Raw genomic sequence first — 18,144 nt, 5'->3', positions numbered from 1 at the left:
CGCGGTGCGGGAGCCGATGCGGCACCCGGCAGGCGAAGGCTCGGTATTGTACGCGAGCGATCGCGCGTTGCCGGTTGCTCCGAAGCCCTCGGCGTCATTGCACGAAGCGCTGCCCGGCGTTCGCCCGGCGTGACGCGTGACGCCGGGCGGCGTGCGGGGGTGCGCGACGCGCGCCGGCCGTTCGTGCACAATAGCGGCGTCGGTCATGGCGCGGCAGGCTGGGATCGAAGCGGGCGCCGAGGCGTCATGCTTCAATGGCATATACCGTATGGCCAGCTTGTGTTGGGGCATGGCGCCATGGTGTCATTGTGCTCGAATCGATGGAGAGATATTCAATGTCCTCGTTGAACACCAGCTTGAACGGCAAAGCCGCGGTCGTGACCGGTGCGGCCAGCGGCATCGGCAAGGAGATCGCGCTGACGCTTGCGGCACAAGGCGCGGCGCTTGCCATTGCCGATATCAACCTGGCCGCGGCGCAGACCGTGGCCGACGAAATCGCCAAGGCGGGCGGCAAGGCGATCGCGGTTGCCATGGATGTGACCGACGAAGCGTCGGTGACCCATGGCATCGATACCGTGGCGGAGAAGTTCGGCTCCGTCGACATCCTCGTGTCGAATGCCGGCATCCAGATCGTCAATCCGATCGAAAACTATGCGTTTTCCGATTGGAAGAAGATGCAGGCCATCCATCTCGACGGTGCCTTCCTGACCACCAAGGCGGCGCTCAAGCACATGTATCGCGACAATCGCGGCGGTGTGGTGATCTACATGGGCTCGGTGCATTCACACGAGGCCTCGCCGCTCAAGTCCGCTTATGTCGCGGCCAAGCACGCGCTGCTCGGCTTGGCGCGCGTACTCGCAAAAGAGGGCGCCGCGCACAACGTTCGTTCACATGTCGTGTGTCCGGGCTTCGTGCGCACGCCGCTCGTCGACAAGCAGATTCCCGAGCAGGCAAAGGAGCTTGGCATCAGCGAGGAGGAGGTCGTGAAGCGCGTGATGCTCGGCCAGACCGTCGACGGCGTGTTCACCACCGTTCAGGATGTGGCGCAAACGGTACTCTTTCTCTGTACATTCCCGAGCGCGGCGCTTACGGGGCAATCGGTCGTCGTGAGCCACGGCTGGTACATGCAATAACCGAAGGAGGCCGACGATGGCCGAGCATCGCAGCGCCTCCATGCGGGCCGAAGCGTCGCCGGGAGCAGCTGCCGGCGACGCTTCGGCCGCGCCGGCGAATGCACGCATCGTGCTGCCCCCTTATGAGTCGGTTGCGCTCGTGCTGCAGGGCGGTGGGGCGCTCGGCGCCTATCAGGCCGGTGTCTACGAGGGCCTGTACGAAGCGGGCATCGAGCCGAACTGGTTGGCGGGCATATCGATCGGCGCGATCAATACGGCGGTCATCGCCGGCAACGCGCCGGCCGATCGCGTCCCGAAGCTGCGCGAGTTCTGGGAAACGATTTGCCAGCCGGCGCACGGCGTAACGCTGCCGCCCTCTATCGAGCGCGCATTCTTCGAATCGAACGAGATGGTGCGCACGGCCTTCACGGCGATGCAGGCGGTGAGCGCGCTCGTGGAAGGGCAGAAGGGCTTTTTCGTGCCGCGACTGCCGCCTCCGCTGCCGTTTACCATCGGCAAGCCCGAGACGGTCAGCTGGTACGACACCGCACCGCTCAAGGCCACGCTCGAGCGCCTGTGCGACTTCGACCGGATCAACTCGAAGGAAATGCGGGTATCGGTTGCGGCTGTCAACGTCGGCACGGGCAACTTCGCGTATTTCGACAATATGCGCACGACGTTGCGGGCCGAGCACATCATCGCCTCGGCCTCGCTGCCCCCCGGGTTTCCCGCAACGGAGATCGACGGCGAGTATTTCTGGGACGGCGGGCTGATGTCCAACACGCCGCTCTGGGAGGTCGTGCAGGCTTCGCCGCGCCGCGATACGCTCGCGTTCCAGGTGGACCTCTGGAGCGCGATTGGGCCCGTGCCGGACAATATCACCGACGTGCAGGGCCGTATCAAGGACATCCAGTACTCGAGCCGTACGCGGCTCGTGACCGACGTGCTTCAGCATTCGCAGCGCTATCGGCACGTCCTGCGCGAGCTGCTGCAGCGCATCGCCCCCGAGCATCGTGCGGATCCGTGGTGCAAGCTCGCCGAAGAGCTTTCGACGTCGAAGCGCTACAACGTCTTTCACCTCATTTATCGCAACAAGGAATTCGAGGGGAATTTCAAGGATTACCAGTTCGGTCTCTCGACAATGCGCCTGCACTGGAAAAGCGGGTTGCAGGACATCCGCGCGAGCCTCGCGCAGCCGGGCTGGCTCGATATCCCCGATAACGACGCAGGTTTCGTCACGCACGACATTCATCGCGATTCCCGTTGAATGCCTGCCGTCTCCGTCTGTCGAGCGCAGGGGCGCCGATGCGAAGGCGGGCGATCGAAGCGGCCATGGATCGCGGCGCAGCCTCTCGGCGGCGCGAGGCGGGTTCCGAGCGGCGCGCGTCAACACGAAAAAGCGGCACCCATCGACGAACGATGAGTGCCGCTTTTTTTGTTTGCGGCCGCCGTGCCGCCGCATTCGCGCGGCGGCACGGCGGAATGCGGGTTACTTGAGCACTTGCGCGATCGCGTTCGCGACCACGTCGATGTTGCGCGTGTTGAGCGCGGCCACGCAAATGCGCCCCGTGCCGACCGCATAAATGCCGAATTCTTCGCGCAGACGATCCACTTGCGCGGCCGTGAGGCCCGAGTACGAGAACATGCCGCGTTGCGCATTCACGAAGCCGAAGTCGCGCGCGACACCGGCGGCTTTCAGGCGCTCGACGAGGCCATTGCGCATCGCGCGGATGCGGTCGCGCATTTCGCCGAGCTCTTCCTCCCACGTGGCGCGCAGGGCGGGCGTGCCGAGCACCGTGGCCACGATCGAGCCGCCGTGCGTCGGCGGGTTCGAGTAGTTCGTGCGAATCACGCGCTTGAGCTGCGAGAGCACGCGGGCGGCTTCTTCCTTGCTGCCGGTGATGACCGACAGTGCGCCGATGCGTTCGCCGTAGAGCGAGAACGACTTGGAGAACGACGACGAGACGAATGCGTTGAGCTCTGCCGCGGCGAACAGGCGCACGGCGAAGGCGTCGGCGTCGATGCCGTCGCCGAAGCCTTGATAGGCGATGTCGAGGAACGGCACAAGGTTGCGCGCCTTCACGACTTCGACGATCTGCTTCCACTGCGCTTCGCTCAGATCGACGCCCGTGGGATTGTGGCAGCAGGCGTGCAGCACGACGATCGTGCCTTGCGCGTAGCTGTTGAGCGTGTCGAGCATCGCCGCGAAATCGACGCCGTGCGTTGCCGCGTCGTAGTAGGGGTAGGCGACGACTTCGAAGCCTGCTCCTTCGAACAGCGCGCGATGGTTTTCCCAGCTCGGATCGCTGATGGCCACCTTCGCGCCCGGGTTGAGCCGCTTGAGGAAGTCCGCGCCGATCTTGAGCGCGCCAGTGCCGCCGAGGGCCTGCGCCGTCACGACGCGGCCGGCCGCGATGAGGGGCGAATTCTCGCCGAAGAGCAGCTTTTGCACGGCCGCATCGTAGGCGGCGATGCCTTCGATCGGCAGGTAGCCGCGCGGCAGCGCCGCGTCGACACGCGCCTTTTCCGCCTCGCGCACCGCGCGCAGAAGGGGAATCTTGCCTTCTTCGTTGGTGTAGACGCCGACGCCGAGGTTGACCTTGGTCGGACGCGGGTCGGCGTTGAACGCCTCGTTGAGGCCGAGGATCGGATCGCGAGGGGCGAGTTCGACAGCGGAAAACAGGGACATGGTGTGTATCGGCGTAGTGAGAAACGGGCGGATTGCCTCGCGACGGCGAGCGTGGGCGACGCGCTCCGTCACGCTTGCGGCTAACGGGCGGCCCCGCCGGCGGCGAGTGCGCAGAGCATAATTGTAACGAATCCGACGGCGGCTTCGTGCCGTTTTCGGCCATCGAGCGGAAAAGACGCGCCGGCGGGCGCGGCGGGTGGGCGACTCGCGTGGCCGTGAGACGCTAAAATAGTGTTTTTGTCGGCGAAGGACGCCCGCCTCCTCATGTCCGAACAACCGTCTCAGGCGGCCGATGCTGCCGACGCCCTCGACGAATCCAAATTCGTCGAATTCGAGGGCTCTCCGTTCCGTCTTTACCAGCCCTATCCGCCGGCTGGTGATCAGCCCGAGGCCATTCGCCAGATCGTCGAAGGCATCGAAGACGGCCTGTCCTTCCAGACCTTGCTCGGGGTGACGGGCTCGGGAAAGACGTTCACGATGGCGAACACGATCGCGCGGCTCGGGCGCCCGGCCATCGTGTTCGCGCCGAACAAGACGCTTGCGGCACAGCTCTATTCCGAGTTCCGGGAGTTTTTTCCGCACAACGCCGTCGAGTACTTCGTTTCGTATTACGACTACTACCAGCCGGAAGCCTATGTGCCGCAGCGCGACCTTTTCATCGAAAAGGATTCGTCGATCAACGAGCACATCGAGCAGATGCGGCTGTCGGCCACGAAAAGCCTGATGGAGCGGCGCGACGTCGTGATCGTGGCAACCGTTTCGGCGATCTACGGTATCGGCAACCCGACCGAATACCACCAGATGATTCTGACGCTGCGCACGGGCGACAAGCTCGGGCAGCGCGACGTGATCGCCCGCTTGATCGCGATGCAGTACACACGCAACGAGGCCGATTTCCAGCGCGGCGCATTCCGAGTGCGGGGCGACACCATCGACGTCTTTCCGGCCGAACATGCCGAGATGGCGGTACGCATCGAGCTGTTCGACGACGAGGTGGAATCGCTCCAGCTGTTCGACCCGCTCACGGGCCGCGTGCGGCAGAAGATCCCGCGTTTCACGGTCTACCCGTCGTCGCACTACGTGACGCCGCGCGAGACGGTCATGCGCGCCGTGGAAACCATCAAGGCGGAGCTGCGCGAGCGGCTCGAGTTCTTCCACCAGGAGGGCAAGCTCGTCGAGGCGCAGCGGCTCGAGCAGCGCACGCGCTTCGACCTCGAGATGCTGCAGGAACTGGGCTTTTGCAAGGGCATCGAGAACTACACGCGGCACTTCTCGGGAGCGGCGCCAGGCGAGCCGCCTCCGACGCTCGTCGATTACCTGCCGCCCGACGCGCTGATGTTCCTCGATGAGTCGCACGTGCTGATCGGCCAGTTGAACGGCATGTACAACGGCGACCGCGCGCGCAAGGAAAACCTTGTCCAGTATGGGTTTCGCCTGCCGTCGGCGCTCGACAACCGGCCGCTCAAATTCCACGAGTTCGAGCGCAAGATGCGCCAGGCCGTATTCGTGACCGCCACGCCCGCCGATTACGAGCGCAAGACGGCCGGGCAGGTCGTGGAGCAGGTGGTACGGCCGACGGGCCTCGTCGATCCGCAGATCGTCGTGCGCCCGGCCAGCACGCAGGTCGACGACGTGCTCTCGGAGATCCACACGCGCGTGGCGGCGAACGAGCGCGTGCTCGTGACGGTGCTGACGAAGCGCATGGCCGAGCAGTTGACCGAGTTTCTCGCCGATCACGGCGTCAAGGTGCGCTATCTGCACAGCGATATCGACACTGTCGAGCGCGTGGAGATCATCCGCGATCTTCGCCTGGGCGCATTCGACGTGCTCGTGGGCATCAACCTGCTGCGCGAGGGGCTCGACATCCCCGAAGTGTCGCTCGTCGCGATCCTCGATGCGGACAAGGAGGGTTTTCTGCGCGCCGAACGTTCGCTGATCCAGACCATCGGCCGCGCGGCGCGCAACGTGAACGGCTGCGCGATCCTCTACGCGGACCGGATGACCGATTCGATGCGCCGGGCGATCGACGAAACCGAGCGGCGTCGAGCGAAGCAGATCGCCTACAACGAGCGGATGGGCATCACGCCGCGCGGCGTGGTCAAGCGGATCAAGGACATCATCGATGGCGTCTACAACGCCGACGAGGCGCGCGCCGAGCTCAAGGAGATGCAGCAGCGCGCGAAGTTCGAGGACATGTCGGAGAAGCAGCTTGCCAAGGAAATCAAGCGCCTCGAGAAGCAGATGATGGAGCACGCGAAAAACCTCGAATTCGAGAAAGCCGCGCAGGCGCGCGACCAGCTGTCCGTCCTGCGCGAGCGCGCGTTCGGCGCGAACGTCGGAGATTCGCTCGCCGGTCCGGGCTGAGCGACGCTGCCGCACTTTGCCGCACCCCCGTCCACTATTTGTTTGCCAGGCGGATCAGTGCTAGACTTATGCGCAATTGATAATCGTTCGCATTTGCGTTCGTCTTATATTGCCGCGAACCATTGTCAAGACGGTTCTCGGCGTGCGTGCGCAAAGCTCACGACGCTTTTTTCTACGAAGGAGTTTCGATGCAGCGTTCTTTCTGGATTCGCGGCGGCCTCGTGGCCGCGGCGGCAACGGTCGCGATGACGGCTTCGGCCGCTGAATACCCGATCGGCAAACAAAAAATCGCAGGCGGCATGGAGATTGGCGCCGTTTATCTTCAGCCGATCACGATGGATCCGGAAGGCATGATGCGCAAGGCGTCGGACTCGGACGTCCACCTCGAGGCCGATATCCACGCGGTGAAGAACAACCCGACGGGTTTCGCCGAGGGCGATTGGATGCCGTACCTGCAGGTGACGTACGAGCTGACGAAGCCGGGCTCCAGTTTTTCGGCCAAGGGCGACCTGATGGCGATGGTGGCGGATGACGGCCCGCACTATGGCGACAACGTCAAGCTGGCCGGCCCCGGCAAGTACCACCTGAAGCTCGTGATCAATCCGCCGATGCAAACCGGTCATATGGCGTTCGGCCGTCACGTCGACAAGGAAACGGGTGTTGGCCCGTGGTTCAAGCCCATCACGATCGAATACGACTTCCCGTTCGCGGGCATCGGCAAGAAGGGCGGCTATTGAGCCCGCAACGAGAGGAGCCGCAAATGAAGCGTCATCGAAAGCTGGCCTGGCTCGTCGCGGCGTCGCTGGGCGTTGCGGCGGCGGGCGTGCATGCGGAGGATCTGCCGACGTTCAAGCTCGAAATGGCGGACGGCAAGCTGACGCCGGCCCGCATCGAGGTGCCGGCCGGCAAGCGTATCAAGATCGAGATCCGCAATGCCGGCAAGGGTGCGGTGGAGTTCGAGAGCGTGCAGTTGCGCAAGGAGAAGGTGCTTGCGCCCGGGGCTGATTCGTTTGTGGTAATTGCGCCGCTGTCGCCGGGGGAATACAAGTTCTTCGACGATTTTCATCAAGCGGCACAAGGTTTGATCGTCGCCAAGTAGCGGCACTTGCGCGCGCCGCGGGCCGAAAGGCGTCCGGCGCGCGCGTGGAGAAGTTTGGATGGGTCAGGTACTTTTCGTCGTTTGGCGCGAGAGTGTCGAGGCGCTGCTCGTCGTCGGCATTCTCTATGCATGGTTGAAGAACGGCGACGCCGCGGCGCGGCGCGGATTGCCGTTCCTATGGGCTGGCGTCGGCATTGGCCTGCTCGCCGCCGTCGTACTCGGCGCGGCACTCGTCGGCTTCACCGAGGTGCTCTCGGGCGATGCGGCCGATTATTTCCAGACCGCCATGGTGCTGATCGCCTGTGTGCTGATCGTGCAGATGGTCATTTGGATGAAGCGACACGGGCGCACGCTGAAACGCGACATGGAGCGCTCGCTGCAGGAGCGCACGCGCGACGGAAACCGCTGGGGCGTGGCCGTGCTCGTGGCGCTCGCCATCGCCCGTGAGGGCAGCGAGACGGTAATTTTTCTCTACGGCCTAGGATTCGGGCAGTCGGGCCACGTGAGCGCGTCGGACGTATTCGCGATCGTCATCGGGCTTGCGCTGGCGTTCCTGACTTTCTACCTCCTGCAACTCGGCGGGCGGTTCTTTTCCTGGCGGCGGTTTTTCCGCGTGACGGAGATCATGCTGCTGCTGCTCGCGGCTGGCCTGCTGCAAACGGGAGTCGATAAGCTCATCGACAAGGAGATCCTGCCGCTCGGCATCTCCCAGCTCTGGGACAGCTCCAGAATCCTTGACGATTCGAGCACCGTGGGCTCGCTCGTAGCCGCGTTGACGGGCTATCGCGCGCATCCTTCCTTGACGAACCTCACGGTCTATGTGCTGTATTGGGTGTTCGTCGCCTGGCTCCTGCGCCGGGCGAACCGGGCACCGGCCGCGGCGGCGAGTAGCGCCGTATGAGTTGCGGTGTCGATGTGGCGCCGGCGCCAGGGCGGCTCGCCCTGGTCGGCGCATGGATGCAAAAGCATGGGGGGGCGATCCGCGCCATTCAATGGGCGGTCGTCGCCGTTTACGCGTTTCTGATCATCGTTCCGGTATGCCTGCCGCTGCCTGACGATACGGCGCACCTTTGGAACAACCTGACGCTCGCTGCGCAGTTCGTGTTCTGGGGTATCTGGTGGCCGTTCGTGCTGCTCTCGATGGTGCTGCTCGGCCGCGTATGGTGCGGGGTGCTGTGCCCGGAAGGGGCCTTGTCGGAATTCGCGAGCCGCCACGGGCGCGGGCTCGCCATTCCGCGCTGGGTGCGCTGGGGCGGCTGGCCGTTCGTGGCGTTCGGGCTGACAACCATCTACGGCCAGATGGTCAGCGTCTATCAGTATCCGCTCGCGGTACTTCTCGTATTGGGCGGCTCGACGCTCGGGGCGATGGTCATCGGCTTTCTGTATGGCCGCGAAAAACGCGTCTGGTGTCGTTATCTTTGCCCGGTCAACGGCGTATTCGCACTGCTGGCCCGGCTCGCGCCGTTCCATTACAAGGTCGACGAGCAGGCATGGCGGCGCTCATACAAGTCGGGCGAGCACGGTCACCGTGTCATTCCTATCAACTGCGCGCCGCTCGTACCTCTGCGCAACATGAAGGGCGCTTCGGCATGCCACATGTGTGGCCGATGCAGCGGGCATCGTGACGCCATCGAGCTGACATGGCGCTCGCCTTCCGAAGAGGTGGTCGACCTGGGCCGTGCCGCGGCGAGCGGGTGGGATACGGCGTTGATTCTCTATGGCCTGCTCGGTGTCGCGATCGGCGCTTTTCATTGGACGGTGAGCCCCTGGTTCGTGCAGCTTAAGCAGTCGCTCGCGATGTGGCTCATCGAGCACGACATCACGTGGCCGCTCGAAACCAATGCACCGTGGTTTTTGCTCACGCACTATCCCGCGCAAAACGATGTGTTTTCCTGGCTCGATGGCGCACTCGTCGTCGGTTATATCGTGGTGACTGGCGTTGTCTACGGTACGGCGTTGCTCGCGTTGCTCGCTGCTGCCACCCGCATGCAGGGGCGCTTCGAGTGGCCACGCCTGCATCATCTGGCCCAATCGTTGATCCCGATCGCGGGCGCAGGCGTGTTTCTCGGCCTTTCGGCCACGACGCTCTCTCTGCTGCGGGCCGAGCACGTGCCGCTCGAGTGGGCGGCGGATGTCCGCATTGCGGTGCTTTGCATCGCGAACGCCTGGAGTGCCTGGCTTGGTTGGCGCGTGCTCGGCCGCTATGACGCGCGTGCCGTCGCGCGTGTTGCGGCGATGCTGCTCTTCGTCGCCGCATTGGCGGTGGCCGATAGCGCGTGGTGGCTGATGTTCTGGGGTTTCTCGCACTGATGAGGTAATCGTGGCGCGCCGCCTGTTCGTGGTGGCCGCGCGGCCGCCGCGAATAGGCCGGCAGCCGGCTTTGTCCGGCCCTGTGCCGGCTCGCCGCGCATGCTGCGGCGAGTGTGACGCGTAGTGCTTCGAAGGGATGCCCTGTCGGGCGCCTGATCGAGCGCGGATGCGCTGCTACAGGCTTGAACGGGCGGGACCTGAAAAAAGCGGCATGGCTTGCTCGGACGGATGCTGAATGGTGTGCACGAAGGGGTCTAGACTAGCGTGCGGGCCGTCGCTGCTGGCTACTGCCAAACACCTCTCGGAGAGGTGGTCCCCACAATACTCGGTGATCGGCGCTTACTTCGTCAGAATCAGCTTGCCGAGGCGCGTAGCGCGCAATTGGTACGTTTCGCCGTTATGTGCAATCAGCACATGGGTTTGTCCTTGCAATAGCGCATCACTGCCGACTACACGCTGTTCGCGTGCGGATGCACTTGCTGCCGGCAGACCATGAGGCGCGGAACTCGCGCTTGCCCGCGGTCTTTCAATTCGACGCTGCCGCAATGCGGTGTTCGTCGAGCCTCGCAAGGTCAAGGTGGAAGAACGGTTGAATTCGCTCATTGATGTTTAGTGCATCCGAATGTCGATTCGATGAGAAGCAGTATAAATGAGAATCATTATCGATAGCAATAAACATTTTGATCGAGATAGGGCGCCGATAGGCTCGGTTCATGTCGCGCCCGATATGGGGGGCGGGCGCAACAGGGCGCGAGTTCTCTCTTGGGGCCAGCTTCGACCCGGGCGAACTCCGTCACCGAACCATGGCGGGCCGTCCACCACTCGAAGGGGCAGACAGGGCAGACGGCCCAGAGCCGTTCGTCAATGCAGCGAATCAGGCGATTTCGGCGTGCGCGCGTACTGACGAATCAGCCTGACGGTGTCGATGTCCGCTTCCCGGTAGGCCGATTTCACGATCTCGCTCGTGCGACGGTCGTCCTCCGTCTGTGCGGCAGGCAGCGTCGTGGTGTATTCGAAGCGAACGAAGAGCTGCATCTCGTCGGGCTGCTCGATCGTCATCGTCAGCGAGCCGCCTACGTGGGCCTCGGTTGCCATGATGTCGTAGCGCACGCTCTCGTTCGGCGTGAGCGTGACCCGATCGCGCACGGTCGCGGGGCCGTAGTGCAGCTCCCGCTCGAATGTGCGATCGCCGCGCGACAGGATCGTGCAGCTGTCGAGACCGATCACGAAGAGCTGGGGCTGCTCGGCGCGCAGCACGAGGCCTTCCCATAGCTCGTCGCGGCTCAGCGTATCGACGAGCGGGTTGAGAGGATCGTTGACTTGAACCAGGTGTTCGAAATTCAAGGGTGTGCTTCCTATGCGGGCGTACGCTCAGGGGGCGCTCTCCACTGCGGGCGGCACCACAGCGAGGCCCGTGTGGATGCCGATCGGACGCGTGAGGATCTTGTGCACCGGGCACGCGTTCGCGATCTGCAAGAGGCGCTCGCGTTGCTCGTCCGATAGCGCGCCATCGAGCACGATCGTGCGATTGATCGTGTTGCCGTCGCCCGCTGGTTCGAGCGAGAGCGTGACGTGGACGTCCGTGAGCGGCCAGCCTTTGCGCTGAGCGTACATTTTCAGGGTGATCGAGGTACAGGCGCCGAGGCTCGACAACAGCAGCGATACCGGAGTGGGGGCGCGATCGCCGCCGCCCAACGCGACCGGCTCGTCGGCGTGCCACAGATGAGCACCGTCATCGAAGGTGACTTGATAGTTGGTCGCGCCGGTCTTGGCGTTGACGATGCGTTCGCTCATGCAATAGGCTCCGAAGTCGAGGGCGTGCCTCGGCAGTACGACGCCGTTCGCCCGCCGGGGTTGCCGGGCAACCTCGGCGTCGATGGCACGAGCGGTTATTGTGACGCAAATCTGCCGCGCTCGCCTTTTGCGTGCAGTCTGTGGCGGGATCAGGGCGCGGGCGCGTCGGCACCGGTTGGGCAGGGCCTGGGCATCACGCCGCAATATGACCCATTCTCCCCGCCTGATAGTCGACGATGGCTTCACGGATTTCGTCTTCGGTATTCATGACGAACGGCCCATGGCGCACGATCGGTTCGTTGAGCGGTACGCCGCCGATCAACAGGACGTCGAGCGGCTCGTTACCGGCGGCGAGCGCGATGGTTTGCCCTTCGTCGTCGAAAACGATCATGCGCTGCGCCGCGACTGCTTGTCGTGTAGGACCGTATCGGCCGGTTCCGGCGAGCGGATAAGCGAACACGCGGAACGTGGGGGGCACCGGATGCTCGATCGATGCGCCCGGCTGCAGCGTGAAGTGCTGATAAAGAATCGGTGTGCGCGTCTCGATCCGAGCCGATACGCCGAGGGCTTCGCCGGCAATCACTTTCACGTGCACCTTGCCGTCCGGCGACGTTGCGCACGGAATGCCGGAGGCCGCGATCTCCTGATAGCGCGGCGCGATCATCTTGTCGCGGCGCGGCAGGTTCACCCAGAGCTGCAAGCCATGAACGCGGCCGCCCTCGCGCGCGAAATCGGGATCCGGCATCTCGCTATGTACGACGCCTGCGCCCGCTGTCATCCACTGTACGTCGCCCGGACGCAGCACGCCGGCGTGACCGGCGGAATCCTTGTGACGAAAGCACCCTTCGAGCACGTAGGTCACCGTTTCGAAGCCGCGATGCGGATGGTCGGGCGCACCCTTGGCCTCGCCGGGCGCGTAATCGACGGGGCCCATTTCATCGAGCAGCAAAAACGGGTCGAAGTCCATCAGCGCGCGGGTAGGGAACGGGCGATGCACGACGAAGCCGCCGCCTTCGGTTGCGCGCGTGGCGGGGATCGTGTACTTGATGCTGCGGATCGTGGGCATGGCAATTTCCGACTGCGCAAGTGCGCGTCGCCTGTTTGACTTGAAGGCTATTATATGGACCGGTCTTCAACCGTTTAGCCCGCGCCGCGGCAATGGATTGTCCTATTGATGGAACGACGACATGCTCGATGCCCACAACCTCAACGACCTCATGTACTTCGCCCAAGTGGTCGAACACGGCGGGTTTTCGGCCGCTGAACGTGTGCTCGGCATTTCGAAGTCGCGCCTGTCGCGGCGCGTCGCCGAGCTCGAAACTTCGCTCGGCGTACGGCTTTTGCAACGCTCGACGCGCAAGCTCGCGCTCACCGAGGCTGGGCAGCGCTTTTATACGCACTGCCAGGCGATGCTTTCCGAAGCGCAGGCCGCAATGAATGCCGTACAGGAGTTGCGCGCGGCGCCCCGCGGCACGGTGCGCGTGAGTGTGCCTGTTACGGTGTCCCAGACGATGCTCTCGAACGTGCTGCCGGAATTTCTGCTGCGCTATCCCGAGGTGCGTGTATCCGTACGGGTCACGAATCGCGTCATCGACCTCTATGAGGATTCGATCGACGTGGCGTTGCGCGTGCGCTCCGAGCCGCCCGACAGCGCCAACGTCGTCGCCCGTCCGCTGTGGCGGACGGAGCAGATGCTTGTCGGCGCGCCGAATCTGCTGAGCCAGCATGCGCCTCCGCTGGTCCCGGCGGATCTCGCGCGCTTTCAGACACTCGATACGCCAAGCGGCGACGGCCGGCATGTTTTTCATCTCATCGCGCCGGATGGGCAACGCTACCTCCACGAACACGAGCCGCGCGTCGTGACAGCCGATCTCGGGACGATACGCGAGGCCGTCATGGCGGGCGTCGGCATTGCCGCGCTGCCCGTCATGATGTACGGCGCGGCGATGCGGGCCGGGCAGCTCTCGCCGGTCATGCCGGGTTGGACCCTGCCGGCGCCGCAGCTCTTTGCCGTGTTCGTTTCGCGTCAAGGACTAGCGCCGGCTGTCCGCGCATTCGTCGACTATCTGGTGGAAGTGCTCGATGGTGGCGGCCAGACTTCAATCGAGTGCCCGACCCACCAACAGGTGGTCGCTTTGCAACAGCGCGTGCAAGCGGTGCCGGCCGCGAGTTCGGAAAGCGCCGAACCCGTCGGCCACGACGCCTGAGCGCAGCGCCTGACCGCGGTGTTCGCTTTCGTCATTTAAGCGTCGTCGACGATCAGTAGTTTCTATGGCCGTTCGCTTGAACGGCTCGCCGACGAAGCCTATAGTGAAATCCCTTCCGTGACGGAGGTGTCCGTCTCGGACTCAGGCGGCTGCTCTCATAGCAAGCCGGATAGGGCGTGATGGTGCGGTCCGTGGAGAACACGGCCGCCGGTATCGCGGTCTCCCGCTACCCCGATGGCGAGCGAGTCCGCCGCCCGAAGGCGCCGCGTGCGCATGAAAAAAGGCCCTCGTCCGGCGATGAGGGCCTTTTATTTTGCGCGGCGGTCGGGCACGTTTGCGCGTGCTTCGTGCTTACTTCGTTTGCGCCTCTGGCTTGGGCTCGGTGATGAAGCCGATCTTCGCCATGCCTCCCGACTGCGCGGCCGCCATGACGTCGGCTACCCGCTCGTACGGGACCTTGCGATCCGCCTCGAGGTGCAACTCGGTCTGCGGATTGTCGTGCGCGGTCTGCCGCAGACGCGCATAGAGCGTTTGTTCCGAGACGGGTTCGCTGTTCCAGAAGAGCGAGCCGTCGGCGCGCACCGCAACGTTGACGTGAGCCGGCGTTTGCGATTGCCTGTCGCCGCCCGTTTGAGGGAGATCGATTTTGATCGCGCGCTGAATCGCGGGTACCGCGACGATGAATACGATCAGCAGAACCAACATGACGTCGACGAGCGGCGTCATGTTGATTTCGTTCATCAATGTGTCGTCGTCGTCCTCGAACGCTTGCATAGCCATCGTGAATTCGCTCCGTTACTGCGCGGCTGCGGCGAGCCGCAAGCCCGGGTTCGCCGCCGAGCCAAGGCGCGTGCCGGTGACGAAGTAGGCGTGCAGACCGTGCGCGAAGCGGCGCAGGCTGCCGACGAGCGCCTTGTTCGAACGGGTGAGGGCGTTGTAGCCGAGTACGGCGGGGATCGCCACCACGAGGCCGAATGCGGTCATGACGAGTGCCTCGCCGATGGGCCCGGCGATCTGGTCGATCGAGGTCGCTCCGTTTGCGCCGATCGACAGCAGCGCATGATGAATGCCCCATACCGTGCCGAACAGCCCGACGAACGGCGCCGTCGAGCCGATCGACGCGAGCACGCTGAGCCCGCTTTGCAACTGGGCCACACGGTTGTCCATCGTGTCTTTCAGGCAGCCCGAGATCCATTCCGATACGTCGAGCTGATCGTGCAGATGAGGACGCGTACGCTTGTGGTGTTCGGCGGCCTGTTGACCGGAGAGGGCAAGCGCGAGAAACGGATTGTCGGTGCGGCTGTTTGCCGATTCGCTGAGCTTCTCGATGCCGCTTGCGAGATCGTCCGAATGCCAGAAGTCGCGCTCGGCGTTTTTCGTGAGACGCCGCAGTCGAATGACATTCCACCCTTTGACGATCATGACGCTCCACGATAGCAGCGACATTGCCAGCAGCGCGATCGCGATCGCCCGTGTCACGAAATCGCCCTGCGCCCAGACGTGGGCTACTCCATAGCTCTGCATGGTTTTCCTCTTTTTGCTTAACTGTCTGATATCGGCTGACGGTCAGTCGTCGAATGCGAACGCAAAGGGTTGCGTATAGGCCGCCCGCACGGGCGAGCCGTTTTCCAGGTACGGACGACATGAACTCGAGCGCATCGCTGCCATTGCAGCGTCGTCGAGGCGCGGATAGCCGCTGCTCTTCGCCAGTGTGATGCTTTCGATCGCGCCGGTGAGCCCCACGACGAAGCGCACCTCGGCCGTTCCGGTCTCCCCGCGCCGACGCGAGAGGGCTGGGTAGTCGGGTTTGACGATGCGGCAGTCCAGATGCGAGACGTTTTTGGGTGCGCTGATGGCCAGCGTTTCGCGGCCTACGGCGGGGGCCGCGGCCTGCTGTTGTGCCGCATGGTTGGCGGCATCGCTCGGCGCCGCAGGGGCGGGCGTACTTTGCGCGGGCTCGGGTGCCGGAGCCGGCGGCGCCGCAGGCGCATTCGGGGCGGGCGTGCGCATTGGCGCGGGCGCCACGCGTGCGGGACGCGGCTCGACCTTTTTCTTGACGACGGGGCGCGGCTCGGGCGGTGTGGGAGTCGATTGCACCGCGGCAGGTGCGGCGGGCGCGGGTGCCGGGCTCAGGAGCTGAGCCGTCATGACAACGGACTCGAGCGCAGGCGGCCGGGCGGGCTTTTCCGTGGCGCGCAGGACGGCAGCGATCAGCACGGCATGGATCAATGCGACGACGCCAACCGTAGAGGCGACGCGCACGCGCCTCGGCGACGGCGTAACCGGTTCCAGACCGGCCGGGAAATTGAACGAAGTCTGCATGCTAGCGCAACGGGGCACCGCCGCGACCGGCCGTGCGGGTAAAGCCTGGGCACATCATCGGCGGAAGATCAGTAAGGAGATACAAAGCGTCGTCACGAAACCAATGAGCAATTCCATCTCGGCTCCTCCGAGGAAAACGAGCGGCTGCTGGCGGCTTGCAGTACTGGCGTGCCGACGAAAAAGAGGCTGAACGGCGCAGAGCCTTCCGGCTCACGCGGCCTTACGCTCGTAAAACGTCACTTCCACGGGGTGCGCAGGCGAGTGTTTCACACCGCAGCGCGATTCGCAAACGCCACACTGCGCCATGACGTCGCGCACCGACTCCACGCACTTGCCACAGCACGTGCCCACGCCGAGTTCGAATTGAAGCTCGTCGAACGAATCGATGCCCTCCGCAATGGAGGCGCGGATCTTCCGGTCGGAAACCGATTTGCATACGCAGACGATCATGGCTAATGCGATAGCGAACGTTAATGCGAACTATTATCATTTCGATGGGCTCGCTTGGCAAGCGCTGCGTCGGCTTTTTTGTAACATCGAGGCACGACAGATCGACGCATCCAACCCTTTTTGCTGTCGCCAGCGAGCGAGGCAGGGCGCGCGTCGAATTGGGGAGAACAAGCGGGCGCGCCGGACGCCACGCCGCGTGTTTGGCCTTGGCCTCGCGGGGTGTCAGGCCGCTTCGGGCGGGCGATGGGTGGTGCGCGCCGGAATGACGACCTGTTCGACCGGGACGTCGACGAGCCCGAGCAGCGCGCCGGCCAGTTGCCGCAAGTGGGCACCGTCGCTCGTGGAGCACAGGCGCAGGCTCGGCGTGCCGACGCCCGGCGTTGCGCGGAGTTTTCTGGCATCGAGTACGCGCGCGAGCTGGCGCGCGATCGCAACGCTCGTGTCGATCAGCGCGAGCCGGCTGCCGGCGATTTCACGGATGGTCTTGTCCAGAAAGGGGAAATGGGTGCAGCCGAGCACGAGGGTGTCGGCGCCGGACGCAAGCATCGGCTCGATGTAGCTGGCCAAAAGCGCCCGCAGTTCGGGCGAATCGGTGTCGCAGCGTTCCACTGCCTCCACGAGTCCGTGGCCTGGCTGGCAGATGAAGCGGCAATCGGCTGCATGCTGTTGCGCAAGCTTGCGAAATCGCTCGCTATTGAGCGTGACCTGCGTGGCCAGCACCCCGGCTACGCGCGTTTTCGACTGCGCCGCCGCGGGCTTGACGCCGGGTTCCACGCCAATTACGGGGATGGGAAGCTGCTCGCGGACCACGGCAATGGCTTCCGCCGTCGCGGTATTGCACGCGATGACGAGTGCTTTCGCGCTCTGGGACACGAGCCACTCGCCAATGGCGAGCGTGCGCTCGACGATATAGGCGTTACTGCGCTGCCCGTATGGCGCGTAGCGCGAATCGGCCACGTAGAGTACGGACTCGTTGGGCAACTCGGCGCGAACGGCCCGCAGCACGGACAGGCCACCCAGGCCCGAGTCGAAGATTCCGACCGGGGCGGAGGCGCAAGCGTCGGCCGGCTGATTCGTGGATGTGTCGTGCAAGAGGGGCGTCATGGATCGCGAATATAGCGCAATCGCCGGGCGAGCGCGTGGCCGGCCGGGACTCAGGACTCCGTCGAGCCCATCGCCGATTGTTGATAGTTCTGGATGCCCACTTTGTCGATGAGATCGAGCTGTGTTTCGAGCCAGTCGATGTGTTCTTCGGTGTCGTCGAGAATCGTCTCGAAAATGCCGCGCGAGACGAAATCGCGTACCGATTCGCAGTAGGCGATCGCTTCCTTGCAGGTGGCTTGCGAGATCTGCTCGAGCTTGAGGTCGCATTCGAGAATCTCGCGCGTTTCCTCGCCGATCAGGAGCTTGTGCAGATCCTGCAGATTCGGCAGGCCGTCGAGCATGAAGACGCGCTCGATCAGCATGTCGGCATGCTTCATCTCGCCGATCGATTCGTCGTATTCGTGCTTGCCCAGTTTCTCGAGGCCCCAGTGCTTGTACATGCGCGCATGCAGGAAGTACTGATTGATCGCTGTCAGTTCGTTCTTGAGTTGCGCGTTCAGGTATTCGATGACTTTGGGATCGCCTTGCATAGTCTTTCCTTCGTTGTGGGGCATTGATGCCAACGATAAACGCTGACACCGCAAAAGCCAAGGTTGCCTAACGGCCAGGGGTCAACTGGCCGTTTTCGTATTTGCTTCTCATTTGCAGCAGAAAAAAGCCGGGCTCGAAAGCCCGGCTCGCATGTGCGGCATG

At 64.0% G+C, this 18,144-nt stretch carries 19 protein-coding genes; 8 read left to right on the top strand and 11 right to left on the bottom strand.

Annotated features, from left to right (window positions below):
* The first annotated feature begins 335 nt into the window (after positions 1 to 335).
* A complete protein-coding gene (locus tag U0034_RS03475) occupies positions 336 to 1,133 on the top strand; it encodes a 3-hydroxybutyrate dehydrogenase (RefSeq protein ID WP_085224291.1) in 798 nt (265 codons plus the stop codon).
* 16 nt (positions 1,134 to 1,149) lie between these two features.
* Entirely contained in the window at positions 1,150 to 2,379 is a 1,230-nt protein-coding gene (locus U0034_RS03470; RefSeq protein ID WP_085224293.1) for a DUF3734 domain-containing protein, read from the top strand.
* 222 nt (positions 2,380 to 2,601) lie between these two features.
* On the opposite strand, the gene U0034_RS03465 is transcribed toward U0034_RS03470, so the two are convergent.
* Positions 2,602 to 3,801 carry an amino acid aminotransferase gene (locus U0034_RS03465; protein WP_085224295.1) on the bottom strand — a complete coding sequence of 400 codons (1,200 nt, stop codon included), beginning with the start codon at positions 3,799 to 3,801 and terminating at the stop codon, positions 2,602 to 2,604.
* A 264-nt stretch (positions 3,802 to 4,065) separates the two neighbouring features.
* Between U0034_RS03465 and uvrB the strand changes: the two genes are divergently transcribed.
* From uvrB to U0034_RS03440, 5 genes are all read left to right on the top strand, one after another.
* Positions 4,066 to 6,165, top strand: a complete 2,100-nt coding sequence (gene uvrB, locus U0034_RS03460) for an excinuclease ABC subunit UvrB (RefSeq protein ID WP_085224297.1) — start codon at positions 4,066 to 4,068, stop codon at positions 6,163 to 6,165.
* Between the two features lie 188 nt (positions 6,166 to 6,353).
* Positions 6,354 to 6,902 (top strand): iron transporter, encoded by a 549-nt coding sequence (locus U0034_RS03455; protein WP_085224514.1) that lies wholly within the window; start codon positions 6,354 to 6,356, stop codon positions 6,900 to 6,902.
* A gap of 23 nt (positions 6,903 to 6,925) precedes the next feature.
* Positions 6,926 to 7,264 carry a cupredoxin domain-containing protein gene (locus tag U0034_RS03450; RefSeq protein ID WP_085224299.1) on the top strand — a complete coding sequence of 113 codons (339 nt, stop codon included), beginning with the start codon at positions 6,926 to 6,928 and terminating at the stop codon, positions 7,262 to 7,264.
* A gap of 58 nt (positions 7,265 to 7,322) precedes the next feature.
* Positions 7,323 to 8,165, top strand: a complete 843-nt coding sequence (locus U0034_RS03445; protein ID WP_085224301.1) for an FTR1 family iron permease — start codon at positions 7,323 to 7,325, stop codon at positions 8,163 to 8,165.
* Positions 8,162 to 9,574 (top strand): 4Fe-4S binding protein, encoded by a 1,413-nt coding sequence (locus U0034_RS03440; protein ID WP_085224303.1) that lies wholly within the window; start codon positions 8,162 to 8,164, stop codon positions 9,572 to 9,574. The genes U0034_RS03445 and U0034_RS03440 overlap by 4 nt, the downstream gene beginning before the upstream one ends.
* Before the next feature lie 339 nt (positions 9,575 to 9,913).
* On the opposite strand, the gene hemP is transcribed toward U0034_RS03440, so the two are convergent.
* From hemP to U0034_RS03420, 4 genes are all read right to left on the bottom strand, one after another.
* Positions 9,914 to 10,177 carry a hemin uptake protein HemP gene (gene hemP / locus U0034_RS03435; RefSeq protein ID WP_085224305.1) on the bottom strand — a complete coding sequence of 88 codons (264 nt, stop codon included), beginning with the start codon at positions 10,175 to 10,177 and terminating at the stop codon, positions 9,914 to 9,916.
* A 258-nt stretch (positions 10,178 to 10,435) separates the two neighbouring features.
* Complete coding sequence (locus U0034_RS03430; protein WP_085224307.1) at positions 10,436 to 10,918, bottom strand: SRPBCC family protein; 483 nt, start codon at positions 10,916 to 10,918, stop codon at positions 10,436 to 10,438.
* A gap of 27 nt (positions 10,919 to 10,945) precedes the next feature.
* Entirely contained in the window at positions 10,946 to 11,368 is a 423-nt protein-coding gene (locus tag U0034_RS03425; protein WP_085224309.1) for an OsmC family protein, read from the bottom strand.
* Positions 11,369 to 11,561: 193 nt separating this feature from the next.
* Positions 11,562 to 12,434, bottom strand: coding sequence for a pirin family protein (locus U0034_RS03420; RefSeq protein WP_085224311.1), 873 nt, complete (start codon positions 12,432 to 12,434; stop codon positions 11,562 to 11,564).
* A 121-nt stretch (positions 12,435 to 12,555) separates the two neighbouring features.
* On the opposite strand from U0034_RS03420, the gene U0034_RS03415 reads away from it, so the two are divergent.
* Entirely contained in the window at positions 12,556 to 13,575 is a 1,020-nt protein-coding gene (locus U0034_RS03415) for a LysR family transcriptional regulator (protein WP_085224313.1), read from the top strand.
* A gap of 351 nt (positions 13,576 to 13,926) precedes the next feature.
* Here U0034_RS03415 and U0034_RS03410 read toward each other — a convergent pair whose 3' ends face one another.
* The 6 genes from U0034_RS03410 to bfr form a co-directional block, all read right to left on the bottom strand.
* Positions 13,927 to 14,355, bottom strand: coding sequence for an ExbD/TolR family protein (locus U0034_RS03410; protein ID WP_085224315.1), 429 nt, complete (start codon positions 14,353 to 14,355; stop codon positions 13,927 to 13,929).
* Between the two features lie 15 nt (positions 14,356 to 14,370).
* Positions 14,371 to 15,099 carry a MotA/TolQ/ExbB proton channel family protein gene (locus U0034_RS03405; protein WP_085224317.1) on the bottom strand — a complete coding sequence of 243 codons (729 nt, stop codon included), beginning with the start codon at positions 15,097 to 15,099 and terminating at the stop codon, positions 14,371 to 14,373.
* 42 nt (positions 15,100 to 15,141) lie between these two features.
* The gene (locus tag U0034_RS03400; RefSeq protein ID WP_085224320.1) at positions 15,142 to 15,897 is read right to left on the bottom strand and encodes an energy transducer TonB; all 756 of its coding nucleotides are present in this window, start codon (positions 15,895 to 15,897) and stop codon (positions 15,142 to 15,144) included.
* Positions 15,898 to 16,107: 210 nt separating this feature from the next.
* Entirely contained in the window at positions 16,108 to 16,347 is a 240-nt protein-coding gene (locus U0034_RS03395; protein WP_085224322.1) for a (2Fe-2S)-binding protein, read from the bottom strand.
* A 222-nt stretch (positions 16,348 to 16,569) separates the two neighbouring features.
* Positions 16,570 to 17,451, bottom strand: a complete 882-nt coding sequence (gene murI, locus U0034_RS03390; RefSeq protein WP_085224324.1) for a glutamate racemase — start codon at positions 17,449 to 17,451, stop codon at positions 16,570 to 16,572.
* A gap of 50 nt (positions 17,452 to 17,501) precedes the next feature.
* The gene (bfr, locus tag U0034_RS03385) at positions 17,502 to 17,981 is read right to left on the bottom strand and encodes a bacterioferritin (protein WP_085224326.1); all 480 of its coding nucleotides are present in this window, start codon (positions 17,979 to 17,981) and stop codon (positions 17,502 to 17,504) included.
* Between the last annotated feature and the right edge of the window lie 163 nt (positions 17,982 to 18,144).

This window comes from Trinickia caryophylli, from assembly GCF_034424545.1.
In the GTDB taxonomy this organism is placed as follows: Bacteria; Pseudomonadota; Gammaproteobacteria; order Burkholderiales; family Burkholderiaceae; genus Trinickia; species Trinickia caryophylli.
Note: the sequence above shows the minus strand (reverse complement) of the source record. Positions and strands in the feature narration are given on the sequence as shown.

Excerpts from the sequence above, each read along its gene's own strand:
- U0034_RS03475 (WP_085224291.1), top strand. The coding sequence starts at position 336 with ATGTCCTCGTTGAACACCAGCTTGAACGGCAAAGCCGCGGTCGTGACC.
- U0034_RS03470 (WP_085224293.1), top strand. The coding sequence starts at position 1,150 with ATGGCCGAGCATCGCAGCGCCTCCATGCGGGCCGAAGCGTCGCCGGGA.
- U0034_RS03465 (WP_085224295.1), bottom strand. The coding sequence starts at position 3,801 with ATGTCCCTGTTTTCCGCTGTCGAACTCGCCCCTCGCGATCCGATCCTC.
- uvrB (WP_085224297.1), top strand. The coding sequence starts at position 4,066 with ATGTCCGAACAACCGTCTCAGGCGGCCGATGCTGCCGACGCCCTCGAC.
- U0034_RS03455 (WP_085224514.1), top strand. The coding sequence starts at position 6,354 with ATGCAGCGTTCTTTCTGGATTCGCGGCGGCCTCGTGGCCGCGGCGGCA.
- U0034_RS03450 (WP_085224299.1), top strand. The coding sequence starts at position 6,926 with ATGAAGCGTCATCGAAAGCTGGCCTGGCTCGTCGCGGCGTCGCTGGGC.
- U0034_RS03445 (WP_085224301.1), top strand. The coding sequence starts at position 7,323 with ATGGGTCAGGTACTTTTCGTCGTTTGGCGCGAGAGTGTCGAGGCGCTG.
- U0034_RS03440 (WP_085224303.1), top strand. The coding sequence starts at position 8,162 with ATGAGTTGCGGTGTCGATGTGGCGCCGGCGCCAGGGCGGCTCGCCCTG.
- hemP (WP_085224305.1), bottom strand. The coding sequence starts at position 10,177 with ATGAGCGAATTCAACCGTTCTTCCACCTTGACCTTGCGAGGCTCGACG.
- U0034_RS03425 (WP_085224309.1), bottom strand. The coding sequence starts at position 11,368 with ATGAGCGAACGCATCGTCAACGCCAAGACCGGCGCGACCAACTATCAA.
- U0034_RS03420 (WP_085224311.1), bottom strand. The coding sequence starts at position 12,434 with ATGCCCACGATCCGCAGCATCAAGTACACGATCCCCGCCACGCGCGCA.
- U0034_RS03415 (WP_085224313.1), top strand. The coding sequence starts at position 12,556 with ATGCTCGATGCCCACAACCTCAACGACCTCATGTACTTCGCCCAAGTG.
- U0034_RS03410 (WP_085224315.1), bottom strand. The coding sequence starts at position 14,355 with ATGGCTATGCAAGCGTTCGAGGACGACGACGACACATTGATGAACGAA.
- U0034_RS03405 (WP_085224317.1), bottom strand. The coding sequence starts at position 15,099 with ATGCAGAGCTATGGAGTAGCCCACGTCTGGGCGCAGGGCGATTTCGTG.
- U0034_RS03400 (WP_085224320.1), bottom strand. The coding sequence starts at position 15,897 with ATGCAGACTTCGTTCAATTTCCCGGCCGGTCTGGAACCGGTTACGCCG.
- U0034_RS03395 (WP_085224322.1), bottom strand. The coding sequence starts at position 16,347 with ATGATCGTCTGCGTATGCAAATCGGTTTCCGACCGGAAGATCCGCGCC.
- murI (WP_085224324.1), bottom strand. The coding sequence starts at position 17,451 with ATGACGCCCCTCTTGCACGACACATCCACGAATCAGCCGGCCGACGCT.
- bfr (WP_085224326.1), bottom strand. The coding sequence starts at position 17,981 with ATGCAAGGCGATCCCAAAGTCATCGAATACCTGAACGCGCAACTCAAG.